Source organism: Ochrobactrum vermis, assembly GCF_002975205.1.
Classification (GTDB): domain Bacteria; phylum Pseudomonadota; class Alphaproteobacteria; order Rhizobiales; family Rhizobiaceae; genus Brucella; species Brucella vermis.
In genome coordinates, this window is the sequence record NZ_PCOC01000002.1 from 1,985,065 (window position 1) to 2,004,600 (window position 19,536).

Here is a 19,536-nt window from a genome sequence, read left to right on the forward strand (position 1 = left end):
CTAATCCCTCCTATGCTACAGGCGCGCTTGAGCGCTCGATATTGACCAGAAACGCCTTGAACTCCGGCGTTTCGATGTTTGCGTCGCCGACAAACGGTGTCAGCGAGTTCGGGCCGAAGCCCTTGCGGGCAGCACCCATGAAGCCCCAATGGAGCGGGATGCCAACCACATGCACCGTCTTGCCGTCGCAGATGAGCGGCTTGATGCGCTTGGTCACCACGGCCTTGGCCTTCACCGATCCGCGTTTCGACCACACCCGCACCCAGTCGCCCTTGGCGATGCCCTTTTCCTTCGCCAGCTCTTCCGATATTTCCACGAAGAACTCGGGCTGCAGGACGGCATTCACCGTGACGTGCTTCGTCCAGTAGTGGAAATGCTCGGTCAGGCGGTAGGAGGTTGCCGCATAAGGGAATTCCTCCGAGGCCGTATCCGCGAACTGCTTGAAGTCGTCGTTGAAGACACGCGCCACCGGATTGCCCCGGATTTTCGGCGCGATCACATTGGCGAGCGGCGATTCAAACGGCTCGTAATGGGCCGGGAAAGGACCATCGCGCATCATGCCGCGGCAGAAAAGACGCGAGGTGCCTTCCGCATTCATGATGAACGGACCGACCTCACCCGGCTTGGCGGTCGGCGCAATGTCCGGCACGTCATAGCCAGTCCATTTTGAACCATCCCATTCTATGAGCTTGCGGCTCGGGTCCCACGGCTTGCCATTCAGGTCGGCAGAGGCGCGGTTATAGAGAATGCGACGGTTTGCAGGCCATGCCCACGACCAGTTGAGATAGGCGCCCGTCTCGTCCGGATCATGATTGTCGCGGCGGGCCATATTATTGCCGGCCTCGGTGAAGCAGCCGGAATAGATCCAGCAGCCCGATGCCGTCGAACCATCGTCGCGCAGTGCCGCAAAGCCGGACAGAAGCTTGCCCGCCTCGGCAACGACCTTGGTCGGATCAGTTGGATCGGTCACCGTGCCAATGGCACGACCGTTCAGTTCCTTGGCCAGTTCTTCAGCCGTCGGCTCGCCCTCGTCCTCATAATCCCAGACAAGATTGAGGATCGGATCAGGGAAAGCACCACCTTCCTTGCGGTAAAGCTCCTTCAGCCGCAAGTAAATCTGGGCCATGATCCAGTTGTCGGTTTTCGCGTCGCCGGGCGGCGTAGCACCAGGCCAGTGCCATTGCAGCCAGCGCCCGGAATTGGTGAGTGAGCCTTCATCCTCTGCGAAACAGGTCGAAGGCAACTGGAACACCTCCGTCTGGATGGAAGCCGAATCCACATCGTTGAATTCACCGTGGTTTTCCCAGAAACGCGAGGTTTCCGTTTCCAGCGGGTCCATCGTTACGAGGAATTTCAGCTTCGACAGGGCATCGGTCAGCTTCTTGCGGTTCGGCACCGCCATCAGCGGGTTGAAACCCTGACAGACATAGCCGTTGACCTTGCCTTCATACATCATGTCGAAGATACGCAGCATGTCGTAATTCGGCACGTCGAGTTTCGGCAGCCAGTCATAGACGAAGTCATTTTCGACGGTCGCGGCATTGCCCCACATCGCCTTCTGGAAACTGACGAAGAACTTGCGATAGTTCTGCCAGTAGCTCGTCTGGTTCGGGCGCAGCGGTTTGAAACCGCGTGTCGACATATAGATTTCGAGGTCCGTTTCCTTTTCGACCGGGATATTCATATAGCCCGGCAGAAGATTGGACATCAGGCCGATATCGGTCAGTCCCTGAATGTTGGAGTGACCGCGCAGCGCATTCATGCCGCCGCCGCGCACGCCGATATTGCCGAGGATGAGCTGCAGCATCGCCATGCAGCGAATATTCTGCGACCCCTTGGAATGCTGCGTCCAGCCGAGCGCATACATCGACGTCATCGTCTTGTCGGGCGCCGAGCATTCGGACATCATCTCGGCCACTTTCAGGAATTTCTCCTTCGGCGTGCCACAGATGCGTTCCACCATTTCCGGCGTGAAGATGGAAACATGCTGCTTGAGCAGGTTCCACACGCAACGCGGGTTCTGCAGCGTGTCGTCGACGACCGCATAGCCGTCATCGCCAATCACATATTCCCAGCTCGAACGGTCATAATCCCGCTTTTCTTCGTCATAGCCGGTAAACAGCCCGTCCTTATATTCGAAGCCATCCTTGATGATATAGCTGGCATTGGTGAAATGCTTCACATAATCCCACTGCACCTTGTCGTTCTGGATGCAGTAGTTGATGACGCCGAGCAGGAAGGCGATATCCGAACCCTGCCGGATAGGCGCGTAGAAATCCGCCACGGAAGCCGTGCGCGTAAAACGCGGATCGACGACGATCAGCCGGGCGCCACGGTTGGCCTTGGCCTCCGTCACCCATTTGAAGCCGCATGGATGCGCTTCCGCAGCATTGCCGCCCATGACGACGACGAGATCGGTATTCTTAATATCGGTCCAGGAGTTGGTCATTGCTCCGCGGCCAAATGATGGGGCGAGACTCGCCACCGTCGGGCCGTGTCAGACGCGTGCCTGGTTATCGAATGCAACTATGCCTGTGCTGCGCACCACCTTATAGGTGAGAAACGCCGTTTCGTTGGTGGTCGCCGAAGCTGCAAGGAAGCCCGTCGAGGTCCAGCGGTTGACCGTGGTGCCAGTTGCGTTCTTCGCAATAAAGTTGGCATCACGATCATCTTTCAGATGCCGCGCGATACGGTCGAGCGCATCTTCCCAGGAAATCTGCTTGAATTCGGCAGCGCCGGGTTCGCGCACTTGCGGGTTTTGCAGGCGGGTCTTCGCCTTGACGAAATCCTTCAGTGCCGCGCCCTTCGGGCAAAGCGTGCCGCGATTGGTCGGATGATCCGTATCGCCTTCGACATGGATCAGCTCGGCCTTTTCGCCTTTCCTGACATCACCCTTGGAATAAAGGATGACGCCGCAGGCGACCGAGCAGTAAGGGCAGGTATTTCGGGTTTCGGTCGTGTTGGTCAGCTTGAAGGGGCGTATGGATTCGGCATAGGCACTTTCCACTGCACCGAAACCGAATGACCCAAGCGCCGAAGCCGCCACTACCGCCCCCGTTCCGCCCAGAAACTGGCGGCGTGAGAGCTCCACATTCATTGCGCTGCACCTCCCTGATCGTCAGAAGAAAAATGCCGGGGCACGCTCTTCTTTAAATTGGACTTGCCTGACATCAGTTCACCGCAATAAAACCAAGTTGTCAACCGAACGGCAGGCTAAAAAAATTAACAATAAGGTGCATTTATCAATAACATGACCTTTATAGTCATGTATTAATACATGACCCTTACCACAAGAATGACTTGAAAGCGCACCGCCTGATTGACGTTCCAGTATAAAAACGCCAGACTGGCGCCGTGGCTTCTTTGGTTGCTCCCGAGTTTCGGGGCTTGAATTTTGAGTGGCTCTTGCCTCGCGCCGGCTTCCTTGACCCGATGCGGCGGTGTCGTGCGGCCCTCAGTTCTGGCTCTTATCAACAGAGCAAAGCCGCATCCAGATTTCCCGCAATCGCTGCATTCCTTTCGCTGTCCGTCCTGAAAACGGGAGAGCGATTTTTTCCGCGCAATCGCAAAAACAATAATTCAAAGCAAAAAGGGGATCGTCATGAACCGTCGGGAACTTCTCAAATCCGGTGCGGCCTGCGCCGCCTTCAGCATGCTGCCTAATTTTGCATCTGCGGCAGGCAACACATTCGCGCCGCAGCCGTCGGGCTGGCGCAGCTTCGAGATCACCACCAGCGTCACACCTGCCGCTTCGGGAGAAGTCGTCCGCGTCTGGGTTCCGATGGCCGGGTTCAATAGCAACGACTGGAATCGCCCTGAAGGAAATCGCTGGACCACAAATGCGAAGGTCGCGCGGCTCGACCGCGATCCGGCCAGCGGCGCCGGGATGCTTTATCTCGAATGGGACGCAGACGAACAGAAACCACAAGCCGAAGTCATCAGCCTCATCTCCACGCGCGACCGTGCGAGCAGTCTTGCTGCTTCTGCAAAGGCCGTGCCGCTGACCCGCGCAGAACACGAGCGCTATCTGGCCGGGACGCGCCTTGCGCCCGTCGATGGCATCGTCAAACGGACCTCCGATAAGATCGTTGCCGGTGCGGACACCGATCAGGCGAAAGCACGCCTGATCTATGATTGGGTCGTCGCCAATACCTACCGGCGCGCCTCGACGCGCGGCTGCGGTGATGGAAACATCGTCGCCATGCTCGACAGCGGCGATCTCGGCGGCAAATGCGCAGACATCAATCCGCTATTCGTGGCTCTGGTCAGAGCAGCCGGAATTCCGGCCCGCGATCTTTATGGCGTGCGCGTCGCACCTTCCGCTTTCGGCTACAAGAGCCTTGGCGCGAAGAACGAGGTCATCACCAAGGCCCAGCATTGCCGCGCAGAAATCTATCTCGACGGCATCGGCTGGGTCGCAACCGATCCGGCCGATGTGCGCAAGGTGATGCTGGAAGAGGAAAAGGACGGATTGGCCGCCGACGATCCGCGTGTCGCAGCCGTGCGGCAAAGGCTTTTCGGTTCATGGGAGGGCAATTGGGTCGCCTTCAATGATGGCAGCGATATCGCCTTGCCTTCTGCACAAGGACCGGAACTCGGCTTCCTGATGTATCCGCAGGCCGAAGTCGCCAGTACCCGCCTCGATTGCCTCGATGCGGATGCCTTCCGCTACGCGATGACCGCACGCGAGATAACAATTTAGAGCATTTCCAGCAAAAGTGCGAAGCGGTTTTGCGTAGGACAATGCGTAAAAGCAATGAGATAGAGGGGACATCATGGATATCGCATCGCCTATTCGTCTCAGCACACTTGCCCATGGCGGCGGCTGCGGCTGCAAGCTGGCTCCAGCCGTCCTGCAGGATCTGCTGGCGGACCAACCGGCCATGCAGCCTTTCAGGCAGCTTCTGGTTGGAACGGAAACCGGCGACGATGCCGCCGTCTGGCAACTGGATGACGAAAACTGCGTGATCGCCACCACGGATTTCTTCATGCCGATGGTGGACGATCCTTTCGATTTCGGACGCATCGCAGCCACCAATGCGATATCCGACATCTATGCCATGGGCGGAACGCCGATCATGGCGCTGGCAATCCTCGGCATGCCGGTGAACAAGATGCCAGCCGAAATGATCCGCGAAATCCTGAAAGGCGGTTCCAGCATCTGCGCTGAAGCTGGCATTCCAATCGCGGGCGGGCATTCCATCGACGCGCCGGAACCGATCTACGGACTGGCGGTCATCGGCACCTGCAAGCTTTCGAGCCTGCGCAAGAACAGCGGTGCGCGTCCCGGAGACACGTTGATCCTGACCAAGGCAATCGGCGTCGGTGTTTACTCCGCCGCCTTCAAGAAGCAGGAACTCGACAGCGCCGGTTATGATGAGATGATGGCGTCAGTCACCTTGCTGAACCGGATTGGCACCGAACTTGGCAAGGATGACGCCGTCCATGCCATCACTGACGTCACCGGCTTCGGCATCCTCGGCCACGCGCTCGAAATGGCCCGTGGTTCGCATGCCGGTATCTCCCTCGACTACGCCGCCCTGCCCTTTCTCAAACAGGCCGAACACCTGACACAAGGCGGCTTTGTGACCGGAGCCTCCACCCGCAACTGGGCAAGCTACGGCCGCGATGTGCAGCTTCCAGACGATTATCCGCTCTGGAAACAGCAATTGCTGACCGACCCGCAGACATCCGGCGGCCTTCTCGTATCCTGTGCGCCGGAGGAAGCCGACAGGCTTGTGAACAACATCCGCGCCGCCGGTTATCCATCTGCAAGCATCGTCGGAAAGGTGACCAATGATAAGGGCCACGTGACGGTGACAGGCTGAAAATTATTGAGACCACTCATCAACAGCTCGCTTGCTGTTTGGGCCGATCGCCTCTGGAAATCGCCGCCATGAGGCGATAAAGGCAACAGGATAATATTTTCCAGAGGGACATCATGGGCTATTTTCCAAGTTGGCGTTTGACATCAAACGCCGTCGTGCTTCCTGACGAGCGCCTGCCAGCCGCCGCCGCCATACCAATGGGCGTGCAGCATCTTCTCGCAATGTCCGGCTCGACCATCGTGGCCCCGCTGCTGATGGGTTTTGACCCCAATGTAGCCGTCTTCTTCTCCGGTATCGGCACGCTTCTGTTCTTCGTGCTGACGGCAGGCCGTGTGCCGAGCTATCTCGGCTCGTCCTTCGCTTTCATCGCGGTTGTGATCGCCGCAACCGGCTATAGCGGCTCCGGCGCCAATCCCAATATTGCAATCGCGCTCGGCGGTATCATCGCCTGCGGCGCGCTCTATGCCCTGATCGGCCTTATCGTCATGGCCGTCGGCACGGGATGGGTTGAACGGCTGATGCCTCCGGTCGTCACCGGCGCCATCGGTGTTTCCATCGGCCTCAACCTCGCACCGGTCGCTGTCGGCCAGTTGAAGGGAACCGGCACACATATAACCATCGCGCTGCTCACCGTTCTCTGCATGGCGATGATCGCCGCCTACGGACCGCGTGGAACCAAGCGCCTGTCGGTGCTTTTCGCGCTGCTGTTCGGCTATCTTCTGGTCCTGATCCTCGGCAACGGCCTCGGCATCGTGCCCGGCATCGATTTCACCGCCGTCAGCAATGCCGCATGGTTCGGCCTGCCGCATTTCACCACGCCGGAGTTCAACTGGCAGGCGATCACGCTGATCGCGCCGGTGGCCGTCGTGCTGGTGGCGGAAAATCTCGGCCATATCAAAGCGCTTGGTTCTATTACCGGCCAGAACATGGATCGTTATATTGGCCGCGGCTTCCTCGGCGATGGCCTTGCGACCATGATCTCCGGTTCAGGCGGCGGCACCGGCGTCACCACCTATGCCGAAAATATCGGCGTCATGGCGATGACCAAGGTTTATTCGACGCTGATCTTCGTGATTGCAGCCATCATGGCGCTGATCCTTGGTATGTCGCCGAAATTCGGTGCGGTCCTGCAGACGATACCCGCCCCGGTTCTGGCTGGCCTTGCCGTTTCGGTGTTCGGCCTCATTGCCTCTGCCATGGCTCGCATCTGGATCGTCAACAAGGTGGACTTCGCGGACTCTCGCAATCTGTTCACCGCCGGTGTCGCACTGATTTTCGGCGCAGGTGACTTCACGTTGAAGATCGGCGATTTTTCGCTTGGCGGCATCGCTACATCGACGCTTGCAGCTTTGGTCTTCTACCAGCTGCTCGGCATCGGTCGCCGCGAAAAGACAGCCTGAGAACGCAGAAAGGAGCGGGCACCTGTCCCGCTCCTTCTATCGCCGATAGCAGTTCGTGCTTGATCGACATCAATTACTGTATTTCTATATCCGTCTATGTCTGAGAATGAAGATCATCCGAATGAGACGGGCTCATGATATCAGACCTTTTCGAACACAACCGGCAATGGGCAGAAGAAAAGCGCCAGGAAGACCCTGACTATTTCAACAGGCTATCTTCCACACAGCGCCCGGAATATCTCTGGATCGGATGTTCGGACAGCCGTGTTCCAGCCAATGTTGTCACCGGATTGCAGCCGGGTGAAGTATTTGTGCATCGCAATGTCGCCAACCTTGTCCATCGCGCCGATCTCAACTTGCTGTCAGTGCTTGAATTCGCAGTCGAGGTGCTGGAGATCAAACATATCATCGTCTGCGGTCACTATGGATGCGGCGGTGTGCGGGCGGCCATGGCCGGATACGGTCACGGCATTATCGACAACTGGCTCCAGCCGGTTCGTGATATCGCACAGGCAAACGCGCAGGAGCTGGACGGCTTTGCCGATCCCGAGGAACGCCTGAACAGGCTTTGCGAGTTGACAGTCGCCTCTCAGGTGGAAAGCCTGTCGCGCACGCCGGTCCTGCAGTCTGCCTGGAAGCAGAACAAGGATATTGTCGTGCACGGCTGGATGTACGGCCTCAAGGATGGCCTGTTGCGTGACCTTCAATGCGACTGCACGAAAAGCGTGCTGCACTTTTCCTGTCAGCAGGCAGGCTAGTCCGCAAACAGCTTTTCTGCCCGGATGCGCATGTCCGGTTCGAGTTCGACTGAGCATCGCGCAACCTTGTCGAAATACACAGACGTTACCTCGTTGATTGCACGCAGTTCTCCGTCGAGCGAACCCACTATCGTCTGACGAAACGTGATCGACGAACGCCCGACTTTCAGTACGTGTGAGTTGATCGTCAGCAGGTCCCCGGCTGGAACTTCCTGCTTATAGTCCGTTGTCGAGCGCACATCGGCCCAGCCAAAGCCGTCATCGGGAATTTTTCCGGCAATGTGGCCCAAGAGCTGAAAGCTCGCATCGTCGAACATCCCGGCATAATACCGGACATTCATATGTCCCATGACGTCGCACATCCACGGATGCGCGACGCCGACAAAGGTAACAAGACCGCTCATCGCGCCACCGACTGATAGCCACCCAGAAAGGCTGTGAGATTATCGCCCAGCGCATCGCACAGATAGCCACCCTCCTGCACGATGACGGTTGGCAGTCGAAGTTTTGCGATTGCTTCGGCAATGCGGCCAAAACCGCCGGTGGTGACCGACAATCCGCCGAACGGATCGCCTTCAAACGGATCGAGGCCCAGCGCTACCACCAGCGCATCCGGCGCAAAGGCTTCGATACGGCGGAAGGCTATATCGAGCGACGCAAGAAACTCGGCATCGCCGGATTTGCGCGGCAGCGGCAGGTTGAGATTGTAGCCAAGCCCCGCGCCCTCACCACGTTCATCCGCATGGCCCCAGAAAAATGGGTAGAAACGCACCGGATCGGCATGGATCGAGACGGTCAGCACGTCAGGGCGAGCATAGAAAATGCCTTGCGTTCCGTTGCCGTGATGCAGATCGACATCGAGGATCGCCACGCGTTCGGCTTTCGAGCGCAGGCGCTGGGCCGCGACTGCCGAATTGTTGACGAAGCAGAAGCCGCCCGCCACATCGGCGAAGGCATGATGCCCCGGAGGACGGCAGAGCGCATAAGCGGCAACCTCGCCCGCAAGGACTGCATCAGCGGCATCGACCGCACTCCATGCGCTCCAGCACACGCTTTCCCAGGTGTGCTCGGCTATCGGGCAGGCCGTATCTGCCATGTGATAGCCGACCTGTCCAACGGCGGATGCCGGATAGCGACCATCGCGCGCCAGCGGATGGATATTCGGGATGACCTCTTCTGAAGCCTCCTCGATACGCCGCCAGCGGGCATGGATGTGCTGAAGGAATTCAAGGTATTCCGGCGTATGCACGGCCGCAATCGGGCCAAGGCCATGATTTTGCGGACGGATAATCTCATAGCCTGCGGCCTTGGCACCGGTGAGCAGACGCTCGGCGCGCTCCGGCTGTTCAGGGTTCGGCTGCGGCGCACCGCTGGATAGAAAGGCTTTCGGGTCGTGACGCTTCTGCTCGACAGCGTAAAAGGCTTTCATGACTGCTCCCTCATTTGATTGATACGCGCCAGACGGGCGAAATCATCGCCATAGGCGCCGTGATCTCGGTCGGCTTCGATCCAGCCGATACCCAGCCGGTCATAAAATCTTTGCGCTGCGACATTGTCCCGGTCCACGGCCAGCCGCAGATAGACGCCGCCGCGCGCCATCGACCAGGAGGCGGCATGGCGCAAAAGCACCTCGCCGATCCCCTTGCCGCGAAAGGCTTCATCGACGTAGAGGTCCTGCACAAAAACACCGGGCTTGCCCAACCATGTCGAGAAGATCGGGAAGAACAGGGCGAGCCCGGCAAATACCTCGTCCACTTCGGCGATCAGACTGGTAAAAGCGGCATAGGGACCAAAACCGTAACGGCGGAAATCCTCAACCGTGCTGGAGATTTTGCCCGCTGCGCCAAGTCCTGCGCCCATCGTGCAGATTGCTGCGTGAATCTGTTCAGCATCGGCAAGCTCGCCAAGCCTGACCACGACGCCTGTCTTGTTGTCCAACACGATCTTCGGCATTAGAGCATTTCCTGTTTTACGCATGTCTTTATCCCGTCGTAGCGGGGTCAGAAATCAGTCCAGTGGACTGATTTCCCTGCGGAGGCGGTTCCCGCTTTCGGGAGACATGCTCTAGAACGCCACCCTGTCTCCACCCTTAAGGCCCAGATATTCACGCGCCTCGTCAGGCGTTGCAACGTCCAGCGACAGGCCGTCGAGGATGCCGCGGATGCGCCGCACCTGATCGGCATTGCTTTTGGCGAGCTGGCCGCGCCCGTCATAGAGGCTGTCTTCCAGCCCGACGCGAACATTGCCGCCCATGGCAGCCGCCATGGTGATCATCGGGATCTGATGCCGTCCCGCCGCCAGCACGGAGAAGGAATAGTCGTCCCCGAACAATTTGTCGGCGATGCGCTTCATATGCATGAGATTGTCCGGATCGGCCCCGATACCGCCCAGAACACCGAAGACGAACTGGATGAACAAATGGCCCGACACCAGTCCCCGGTCGCGGAAATATGCCAGCGAATAGAGATGGCCGACATCGTAGCATTCAAACTCGAAGCGCGTGCCGCAGCCCTGTCCGAGGCTGGTCAAAATGCCTTCCATATCCGCGAAAGTGTTCTTGAAAATCGAATGGCGCGTGGCTTCCAGCAATTCCGGTTCCCACGCATGTTTCCATTCACGCGGCTTGTCGAGGGCCGGAAACAGCGCGAAATTCATCGAGCCCATGTTGAGCGAACACATTTCCGGTTCTGCCTTGAGCGGCGCGGCCAGCCGGTCTTCCAGCGTCATCAGCGACGAGCCACCGGTGGAAATATTCACCACCGCGCTCGTCGATTGCTTGATACGCGGCAGGAACTGCATGAACAGGTCTGGATTGGCGGACGGCCTGCCGTCGCGTGGATCGCGGGCGTGAAGATGCAGGATGGATGCGCCCGCTTCCGCCGCCGCAATGGCTTCGCTGGCGATCTCATCCGGTGTCACCGGCAGATGCGGTGACATGGTCGGCGTATGGACGGAGCCCGTCACCGCGCAGGTGATAATCACCTTGCGACGCGTTTTCTTCTTGTCGGTCATGATCCGGTTTCCTTACGCATTCACGGGCAGGTTGAGTTCACGCGCCAGAACCTCCAGCGTATCGCCAAGAATGGCGGTGATCTCGCCGACCTGTTCGCGGTTCACGACCATGGGCGGGCAGACGAGGAAGTGATCACCCTCGACGCCGCCGCGCGTGCGGCGCGAATAAATGATCAGCCCGCGTTCATAGGCGAGATCGACCATGCGCTGATGAGCGTTCAGTTCCTTCGGCAGCGGCTTCATGGTTTCAGGATCGGACACGAACTCGGCTGCCAGCAGCAAGCCCTTGCCGCGCACATCGCCGATGAAGGGGAAGCGTTTTGCAAGCCCTTCCAGCTCGCCCTTCAGCGCATCACCCATGCGGGCGGCATTGCCGACCAGATCAAGACGGTCAATCTCCTGCAGCACCGCCTTGCCTGCCGCGCAAGCCAGCGGATTGCCAGCATAGGTGAAACCATGCAGGAAGCCCCCGGCATCCAGAACCGGCTGCACGATACGGGCAGGTGCCGCCATTGCGCCAAGCGGGCAATAGCCGGAGGCAAAGCCCTTGGAAAGCGCGATCAGATCAGGCTTGCAGTTCCAGTGGTCACCGCCGAGAAACTTGCCGGTGCGCCCGGCGCCGCTCATCACCTCGTCGTGGATCAGCAGGATGCCATAACGGTCGCAGATTTCGCGGATGCGCGGATAATAGCTGTCGGGCGCGACCAGCGCCCCGGTCGAGGCGCCGCCAATTGGCTCCATGATGAAGGCGAGGACGCTTTCAGGGCCTTCTTCTTGAATCTTCTCCTCCAGCATGTCGGCATATTTCTGGCCGCGCTGTTCCATCGTGAGATTGTCGCGGTCGAGATAGGCGGTCGGTGCCGGGACTTTCGGCATTTCGCGCATGATGGGTGCGAAAGGCTCACTCAAAGCCGCATAGCCGGTGACAGCCAGAGCGCCAAGCGTGCCGCCATGGTAAGATGGAAAGCGCGAGATCACTTTCCAGCGCGTGCCCTGCCCGGTCGCAACCGCCCATTGGCGGGCGAGCTTGATACAGGATTCGACCGCTTCCGAACCACCGGAAACAAAGAAAATCTTGTCCAGACCTTCCGGCATACGCTCGGCGGCCATGCGCGCCAGATCTTCCGCCGGTTCGTTTTCGAAATGCAGGCGATAAGCGAAGGTGACGCGATCCATCTGCTCTTTCATGGCGTCGAGCACATAGCGATTGCCGTGACCAATATTGACCACCATCGCGCCGCTCGACCCGTCGATGACGCGGCGTCCGTCCTGATCCCAGATGTAGATGCCCTCGGCACGATCAACCAGCGGCCTGCGCAGGCGCGACTGGTAGAAAAGATGCGATGCGGGGCGTTCGTTCTGTGCTTTTGTGTTGAGCATGGCGTTACTCTGTCAGCGCTTGAGATATTGGTTGAGAACATTGGCGGTCACACGCTCGACCATACGGTCGCCGCGTTTGAGAGCCGCCACCCACTCGCAGCTTCCGGCGTGGAAAACCTCACCCTTGCCGCGCGGGAAATTGACGATCATGCCGCAGCCGCGCTTGATGCGTTCGACGGCTGCATCGCCATTGTCGCCGATCAGCGTATCGGCGACAAATTTGGCATCGGCATCGGAGAGGAACTGGTCGTCGGCTGGAATATCCGCGCTCTCTTCCTTGAGAGACGACATGCCGAGCGCCAGAATCTGCAATCCATCGGGTACGCCGCTACCCTCTTCCGGCTCCGGCAGGCCGCCCCGGATCACATAATCGAGCCCATCAACTTCGTAGCCGAAGGCATGACCGTCTGCGCCCAAAAGATCGCCATAATAGATGCCGGTACCAGTAAAAGCCCAATGTTCGGGGCGATAGACCGGAAAACCACGCACGCCGCGTGGGGCGCAACCACCCCAGCCGACATAAAGCCCGCGCAACGCATTGAGACCGAAGGTTTCGGCAGCAGGCCGTCCGGTTTCCGTCGCTTCCCAGCAACCGCTGGTACGACGCGGATCTGCGGAGCGATAGACCGGGTCTTCGGCGCGGGCGCGATATTTGTAGCAAGTCTGGCGCTTGCCATCATCCTCAAGCCGGGTCTGCCACATGAAGTTGCCCGCAAAACGTGCCGCACGCCCGCCGCCATCGACATAATGATCGACGGCATCGCGCATTTCCCATGTCCAGTATTCGTCGTGACCGACAAAGGCCACGCAATCATAACCGTCGAGGATTTCCGGCGAGAAATGCAGTTCGTGCTGGCTGGCGAGATCAACCGCAAAACCTTCCCGTTCGGCCCAGCGGAAGAACAGACTGTCATAGCTTGCCCAGCCGGAGGAGGCATATTTCTTGGAGTAGCCATTGGCATAGGCCCACTCCATATGCGGATAGCGCGGCGGTGCAGCGGGCGGCGTCACAAACTCCAGCGGCACGCGAGGCGCATCGGATGGCAGGACAGCAAAGCCACGGCAGAACGGGCGCTCGATGCTCACCGTCGTTGCATATTGATCGCCATCTGGCCCGGTAATGCCCTGATAGTGGTTGGAACCGCCCCAGGTATTATATGCCGTCCAGGTGCCGGTCGCCGCGACCTGCAGGATACGACCGGGCTTGCGGCCCGCTGCCGGTCGCAGAATGAACAGGTGATGGCAATGGATCGGCTGACCGTCATTACCATGCGCCTTCAAGGTGATGCGATAAGCGCCTGAAGGCCAGTTCTCATCCGTCTTGAAGGCGAATGTCGTTTCCCAGCCGCAGCCGACAACCGAACATTGTGCCGGTGTTTCCTGCCATTTGCAGTCGATCCCGCGCTTGGAGAAAACCGGCGTTTCCACTGCCCCGTCCCGCACGATTTCGATATCGAAGCGCGAGGCGGTCGCGCTCACCTGCAGATGAACAATCGCACCCGGCAGATAGGAATAAGCATCGGTATAGCACCAGATTTCACCGCGTGGCCCGTCCATGCCGGGATATTCGTAATAATGGCCAAGGACTGCTTCGCGCCGCTGCGCCGGGGTCAGTCCGAAATCGGGAAACTCCCCAAAATCGGCAAACTCGTTGACGTTTCTATCGCTCATTCCGATACCTCACGCAGCCAGATATTTCTTGAGGAAGGAGCGGGTACGCTCCTGCACCGGATTGCTCAGAATCTGATCCGGCGGCCCCTCTTCCACCACCACGCCGCCATCCATGAACAGGATGCGGTCGGCGACCTCGCCCGCAAATCGCATCTCATGCGTGACGATCAGCATCGTCATATGTTCGGCGGCAAGCTGCTTCATGACAGCATTGACTTCATCCACCAGCTCGGGATCGAGCGCCGACGTGGCCTCATCGAACAGCATCACCTTCGGCTGCATGGCGAGCGCACGCGCAATGGCCACGCGCTGCTTCTGCCCGCCCGACAGGCGCGAGGGGTAGACGTCGATCTTGTCGGCAAGCCCCACCTTTGACAAAAGTTCCAGCGCCAGTGCGCGCGCTGCACTCTTCGTCATGCCCTTGAGCTTGATCGGGCCGAGCGTGATGTTTTCCAGCACCGTCAGATGCGGGAACAGATTGAAGTGCTGGAACACCATGCCCATCTGCTGGCGCACCGCATTGATGTGCTTTTCGAAGGCTTGTCCTGCCAGCGGCTGGTTGACCTGCACGCCATCGAGCCAGACTTCACCGCCATTCAGCGTTTCCAGGTGATTGATCGAACGCAGAAGCGTGCTTTTGCCTGAACCGCTCGGACCGATGATCGCAACGATCTGGCCGCGCCCTACTGAAAGATCGATGCCTTTCAGCACTTCCAGCGCACCGTAAGCCTTGCGGGCATCCTTCACTTCGACCATCGGTTTTGCCGATTTGGAGCTGCTCATCGCGTGACCTCCACTTTTCTTTCAATGCGCCGCAGGCCTGCCTCAAGGACAAGATTGACCAGGTAATAGATGGCCGCGACGGTGATATAGAATTCAAACGGGCTGAAGGTTTCGCTGATGGCAAGCTGGGCGCTGTGCACCAGTTCCGCGATGCCGATGATAGAGACCAGCGACGTATCCTTCAGAAGAACGATCATGTTGTTGCCAATCGGCGGGATCGTGTTGCGGATCGCCTGCGGAATGACGACATAGCGCAAAGCCTGACTGTGGCTGAAACCGACGGAACGTGCACCTTCCATCTGACCGGGATCGACAGCCACAATGCCTGCGCGGATGATGTCGGCATTATAGACGGCAAAGTGCAGGCTGAGGCCGATAATGCCAGCACCAAGGGCCGGAATATCGATGCCGATCTGAGCCAGCCCGAAATAGATGAGGAACAGTTGCAGCAGAAGCGGCGTTCCCATGAACAGCCACATGAAGAACCGCACCGGCCATGCAAGGATGGCAGGCGCATAAAGCACCACCAGCGCAAATGCGATGCCGAGCACGAAGCTTAAGAAGGCAGAAGCAACGGTCAGAACAAGCGTCCACCACAGTCCGGTCAAAAGCAGATCCGTATAGGGAGTGACGATGCTGAAATCGAGAGCCTGCATCCAGTCCTCCCTCACTGCGCCGCGAAGCGCTTGTCGAGAAAATCGACCCCACGCGCCATGACATAGATGATGATCATGTAGAGAACGGCGGCGACACCGAAAATCTCGAACGGCTTGTAGGTCGAACCGATGAAACGCTGCGCCGTATAGGTCAGCTCAACCACCGAAATGGTGGAGACCAGCGCCGAGCCCTTCAGAAGAGCAATGGCGTTGACGCCGAGCGGACGGATCATCAGCCGCGCGGCCTGCGGCAGTATGACGAGCCGCATGGTCTGGCCGCGCCCGAAGCCGATGGAGCGCGCCGCTTCGCTTTGGCCGCGATCGACACTCTGGATTGCGCCGCGGATCGATTCCGACATATAGGCGCCGATATTCAGCCCGAGCCCGATGACGCCGGCGGCAAACGGTTCCAGATTGATGCCGACCTGCGGACCGCCGAAATAAAGGATGAAGAGCTGTACAAGGCAAGGCGTGCCGCGAAAGACACTGACATAGGCGGCTGCAAGCCCCCGCAAAATCGGTGAGCGGGACAGGCGTGCCGCCACAAGTATCGCAGCCACCGCAAGGCCCAGAATGAGGGCCAGCGCGGAAATTTGCACAGTTACCCATGCCGCCTCCAGAAAAAACGGGAGGACGCGCTGCATCAACGCAAAATCCATCGGAAAACTCCGGTCAATCGGTTCTCAACCGGCCCGGACATATGCCGGGCCGGGATGACGACATATCAGCGAATGTCGCTGCCGACCCATTGCATCGAGATCTTCTCGTAGGTGCCGTCGGCCATGATCTCGTCGAGAGCCTTCTGCATCGCAGCCTTCAGCTCCGGATTGTTCTTGCGGATGGCGATGCCGATGGCAACGCTGCCGCCTTCAATGTCCGGCGTATCGAGCTTGCGGACCTTCTGGCCGGTTTCCTTGATCGCCACCATGACCGGGATGTTGTCGACAACGATGGCGTCAACACGACCCGAATTCAGTTCGAGCATCAGTTCCGGCAGGCCCTTATAGGTGCGAATGGTCCAGCCGCCCTGTTCACGCGCCCATTTCTCATGGGTTTCACCAAGCGTCACGCCCAAGGTCTTGTCCTTGAGGTCATCCAGCTTCTGAACGGCAGAGTCTTCCTTCACGAAAACCGCGCGACCCGCGTGATAATACGGCCCAACGAAGTCCACGGCCTTCTCGCGTTCCGGCGTAATCGTCATGGAGCCGACCACCGTGTCGAACTTGCCAGCCCGAAGACCGGCGACGATACCGTCCCAGGCCGTGGTGATGAGCTGCGGCTTCAACTGCATGCGCTCGGCAATAGCCGCGCCGATGGAAGCGTCAAAGCCCACAACCTCGTTCTTCTCGTTGACGAAATTGAACGGCGGATACTGGCCGCTCATGGCGATCTTCAGTTCGCCCGATGCCTTGATCTTTTCAAGATCATCCGCCTGTGCGGGCGCGACCGCAAAAACTGCGGTGGCGGCAATCGCGGCAGCGGCAATGAAACCCGTGAATTTGTTGAACATGCTGTTCCCGACTTCCTCTTGTTGTTTTTCTTGAGGCTATTTGATGCCCCTCAATATTCATGATTGCTTTTATGGATGCATTTCGCAAATAGATAATGGGAATAGATCGCATAGATTTCATGAATGGATGAACCCATGTCGCTACACCGCCCCGAGCGCCTTGTCTGGGATCTGGACTGGAACCTTCTGCGCAGTTTTGTGGTGATCGCCGAAGTGAAAAGCATCACCCGCGCCGCCGAGCGCCTCAACCTCAAACAGCCGAGCGTGAGCAATGCGCTGCGCCGGCTGGAAGAGCGTATCGGCCAGCGGCTGGTGGAGCGTGACGCCACACATTTTGAGCTGACGGAAGTCGGCAAACTGCTCTATGAACAGAGCATCGAAGTCTTCGGTGCCATTTCGCAACTGCCGCAGCTTGTGCGGGGGGTCGGTGACGATGTAACCGGCCATGTCACCATTTCGGTCGCCAGCCACATCGTATCGCCGATCTTCGACCAGGCGCTTGCGCTGTTTCACGAGCAGCATCCCCGTGCAACGCTGACGATCAACGTATCCGCCAGCACAGAAGTCGCCCGGCTGGTGCGGGAGAAGCGTACCTCTTTCGGCCTTGGTCTGGTGAGCAATCGCGATCCGGCGCTGGATTACACCATGGTCTATCGTGAGTTCTTCGGCTTTTTCTGCGGTCCCCGACACCGGATGTTCGGCCAGTCCGGTCTGACGCTTGCCGATCTGAAAGGGGAACCATCGGTGTCGTTTCAGACCGACCATATTGCCGACGCGCTACGCCCCGTGGCCCTGCTGCGCAGTGAAGCGCGGCTTTCACCGGATGTCGTCGGCACCTCATCGAGCCTCGAAGAAGTGCGCCGGATGATCATCACCGGGCTTGGCATCGGCCCGCTTCCGCTGCATGTGGCGCGACGCGAGATTGCTGACGGTCTTCTCTGGCGTCTGCCACCTTACGATACCCCACCCGCCATCGATGTTTTCCTGATCCACAATCCGGAAACCAATCTCAACAAGGCCGAAAAGGCCATGCTGGCCGGATTGAAGACGTTGATTGCTTCTACACCACTGGAAGACCGCATTTATGGAGATTGACGAGCGGGTCATGCCCGCTCGCCCTATGGATTTATTCTGCTGCTTCCGCTGCGCATAGTGCATCACATTCGACAGTTTCCGTTGCTCCGGACAGGCTGTCCTGACCCAGCGCGACAACGACTGCGGCGCTGAAACTGGCTGCGACCGAAACCCAGAAGCCGTTTGCGGCACCGAAATTGTCAACCACCCAGCCGGCAACGAACGCACCGAACGCCATCCCGATACCGATGCCGGTCATCACCCAGGTTATGCCTTCGGTCAGCACTGTTTCAGGCACGCGGCGTTCGATCAGACCGAAGGCCGTGATGAATGTCGGAGAAATCGCAACGCCGCTGACGAACACCGCAGTTGCAAGAAGCGTGGTCGACGTACCGGCGAAGGGTAGCGGCAGCGCAGTCAGTGCCAGCACGCTGACGGCAATCATCAACTGGCGCTGTAGTGGCATACGAAGCGCCAGTGCCCCGAGCGTTATCCCGACAAGGAACGAACCTATGGCATAGACGCCGATCACAAGGCTGGCCGCGCCGGGCTGACCGAGCTCGCGTGTGATCGCCACGGCACTGACTTCGGCCGTCGCAAAAGTGGAACCGACGAAGATGAGTGCCAGCGTAATAATCTGAACGGGTCGCGACCAGATTGCGGAGCGTTGCGGGCTATTCTGATCGAGCGCACGAACCGGCGGCTCGCTGGAACGCTGCAGAAGGAAGGCGGTCGTGCCCACAGCCAGAAATGCCGTGCTGATAAGCATCCCCGCTTCGGGAAACAGCGAAACCGCCAAAGCCACGGAAAGGGACGCACCTGAAATATAGACCAGTTCGTCTGCAGCCGACTCGAATGCGAAAGCGGTATTCAATTCAGGACGGTTGCGGAAAATTTCCGTCCATCTTGCCCGCACCATGGCCGGGATGCTTGGCATGGCACCGGCGAAGAATGCCGAGACGAACAATGTCCAGTTCGCCCAGCCCTGATTTGTTGACGCAATCAGAAGGGCGAAGGCTATCACCGAAACGATTGTGGCAGGCATGACAATGCGGCTTTGCCCATAACGGTCGACAAGCCGCGATATTTGCGGCGATATGAATGCATTCGTCAGCGCGAAGGTGGCCGAAACCGCGCCCGCAAGCCAATATTCGCCATGGGTCTGCGCAAGCATGGCCACGATGCCGACGGGCGCCATCGCAAAAGGAAGACGAGCGAAGAACGCAGCCGCCGAAAAGCCGATAGCGCCTGGAGCGCTGAAAATTTCTCTATATGGATTGGACATCGGAGTGGGTCCTTGAAAGGGGAAATTACGTCACTTGCATACGGTCCGTATGTTAATTAAATAATTGATACGCGGCGTATGTCAACTAGTATACGCAGCGTATGAAAATTAAAGCGTAATCCGACCGGAGTGAAACGGGGATCGATAAGATTACGCCCAGACAGAAAGCTTTGGAGCGA

The 19,536-nt window shown here is 58.6% G+C and carries 17 protein-coding genes; 5 read left to right on the forward strand and 12 right to left on the reverse strand.

Going from position 1 to position 19,536, the window contains the following annotated elements; translation table 11 throughout:
* Positions 1–10: 10 nt before the first annotated feature.
* The gene (gene fdnG, locus CQZ93_RS23460) at positions 11–3,097 is read right to left on the reverse strand and encodes a formate dehydrogenase-N subunit alpha (RefSeq protein WP_105544919.1); all 3,087 of its coding nucleotides are present in this window, start codon (positions 3,095–3,097) and stop codon (positions 11–13) included.
* A gap of 504 nt (positions 3,098–3,601) precedes the next feature.
* Between fdnG and CQZ93_RS23470 the strand changes: the two genes are divergently transcribed.
* The 4 genes from CQZ93_RS23470 to can all read left to right on the forward strand — a co-directional run bounded on the left by CQZ93_RS23470 (position 3,602) and on the right by can (position 7,986).
* Positions 3,602–4,702, forward strand: coding sequence for a transglutaminase-like domain-containing protein (locus tag CQZ93_RS23470; protein ID WP_105544920.1), 1,101 nt, complete (start codon positions 3,602–3,604; stop codon positions 4,700–4,702).
* A 73-nt stretch (positions 4,703–4,775) separates the two neighbouring features.
* On the forward strand, positions 4,776–5,828 hold the full coding sequence (gene selD, locus CQZ93_RS23475) for a selenide, water dikinase SelD (protein ID WP_105544921.1): 1,053 nt from the start codon (positions 4,776–4,778) through the stop codon (positions 5,826–5,828).
* 113 nt (positions 5,829–5,941) lie between these two features.
* On the forward strand, positions 5,942–7,228 hold the full coding sequence (locus tag CQZ93_RS23480) for a solute carrier family 23 protein (protein ID WP_105544922.1): 1,287 nt from the start codon (positions 5,942–5,944) through the stop codon (positions 7,226–7,228).
* A gap of 134 nt (positions 7,229–7,362) precedes the next feature.
* Complete coding sequence (gene can / locus CQZ93_RS23485; RefSeq protein WP_105544923.1) at positions 7,363–7,986, forward strand: carbonate dehydratase; 624 nt, start codon at positions 7,363–7,365, stop codon at positions 7,984–7,986.
* On the opposite strand, the gene CQZ93_RS23490 is transcribed toward can, so the two are convergent.
* The 10 genes from CQZ93_RS23490 to CQZ93_RS23535 all read right to left on the reverse strand — a co-directional run bounded on the left by CQZ93_RS23490 (position 7,983) and on the right by CQZ93_RS23535 (position 16,998).
* Positions 7,983–8,390 (reverse strand): acyl-CoA thioesterase, encoded by a 408-nt coding sequence (locus tag CQZ93_RS23490; protein WP_105544924.1) that lies wholly within the window; start codon positions 8,388–8,390, stop codon positions 7,983–7,985. The genes can and CQZ93_RS23490 overlap by 4 nt on opposite strands.
* On the reverse strand, positions 8,387–9,415 hold the full coding sequence (locus CQZ93_RS23495; RefSeq protein WP_105544925.1) for a histone deacetylase family protein: 1,029 nt from the start codon (positions 9,413–9,415) through the stop codon (positions 8,387–8,389). Before CQZ93_RS23495 ends, CQZ93_RS23490 begins: the two co-directional genes overlap by 4 nt.
* Positions 9,412–9,939: a GNAT family N-acetyltransferase gene (locus CQZ93_RS23500; RefSeq protein ID WP_105544926.1), complete on the reverse strand. Its 528-nt coding sequence runs from the start codon at positions 9,937–9,939 to the stop codon at positions 9,412–9,414. Before CQZ93_RS23500 ends, CQZ93_RS23495 begins: the two co-directional genes overlap by 4 nt.
* 111 nt (positions 9,940–10,050) lie before the next feature.
* Complete coding sequence (gene kce, locus CQZ93_RS23505) at positions 10,051–10,998, reverse strand: 3,5-dioxohexanoate:acetyl-CoA acetone transferase (RefSeq protein WP_105544927.1); 948 nt, start codon at positions 10,996–10,998, stop codon at positions 10,051–10,053.
* Between the two features lie 12 nt (positions 10,999–11,010).
* On the reverse strand, positions 11,011–12,378 hold the full coding sequence (locus CQZ93_RS23510; protein ID WP_105544928.1) for an aminotransferase family protein: 1,368 nt from the start codon (positions 12,376–12,378) through the stop codon (positions 11,011–11,013).
* 12 nt (positions 12,379–12,390) lie between these two features.
* Positions 12,391–14,049 carry a N,N-dimethylformamidase beta subunit family domain-containing protein gene (locus tag CQZ93_RS23515; protein WP_105544929.1) on the reverse strand — a complete coding sequence of 553 codons (1,659 nt, stop codon included), beginning with the start codon at positions 14,047–14,049 and terminating at the stop codon, positions 12,391–12,393.
* A 9-nt stretch (positions 14,050–14,058) separates the two neighbouring features.
* Positions 14,059–14,805, reverse strand: coding sequence for an amino acid ABC transporter ATP-binding protein (locus CQZ93_RS23520; protein WP_181153512.1), 747 nt, complete (start codon positions 14,803–14,805; stop codon positions 14,059–14,061).
* 23 nt (positions 14,806–14,828) lie between these two features.
* Positions 14,829–15,488: an amino acid ABC transporter permease gene (locus CQZ93_RS23525; protein WP_105544931.1), complete on the reverse strand. Its 660-nt coding sequence runs from the start codon at positions 15,486–15,488 to the stop codon at positions 14,829–14,831.
* A gap of 11 nt (positions 15,489–15,499) precedes the next feature.
* Positions 15,500–16,147, reverse strand: a complete 648-nt coding sequence (locus CQZ93_RS23530) for an amino acid ABC transporter permease (RefSeq protein ID WP_105544932.1) — start codon at positions 16,145–16,147, stop codon at positions 15,500–15,502.
* Between the two features lie 65 nt (positions 16,148–16,212).
* Entirely contained in the window at positions 16,213–16,998 is a 786-nt protein-coding gene (locus tag CQZ93_RS23535) for an ABC transporter substrate-binding protein (RefSeq protein WP_105544933.1), read from the reverse strand.
* Positions 16,999–17,133: 135 nt separating this feature from the next.
* Between CQZ93_RS23535 and CQZ93_RS23540 the strand changes: the two genes are divergently transcribed.
* Complete coding sequence (locus tag CQZ93_RS23540) at positions 17,134–18,093, forward strand: LysR family transcriptional regulator (RefSeq protein ID WP_105545278.1); 960 nt, start codon at positions 17,134–17,136, stop codon at positions 18,091–18,093.
* Positions 18,094–18,124: 31 nt separating this feature from the next.
* Here CQZ93_RS23540 and CQZ93_RS23545 read toward each other — a convergent pair whose 3' ends face one another.
* Positions 18,125–19,357, reverse strand: a complete 1,233-nt coding sequence (locus CQZ93_RS23545; protein WP_105544934.1) for an MFS transporter — start codon at positions 19,355–19,357, stop codon at positions 18,125–18,127.
* Positions 19,358–19,536 lie beyond the last annotated feature (179 nt).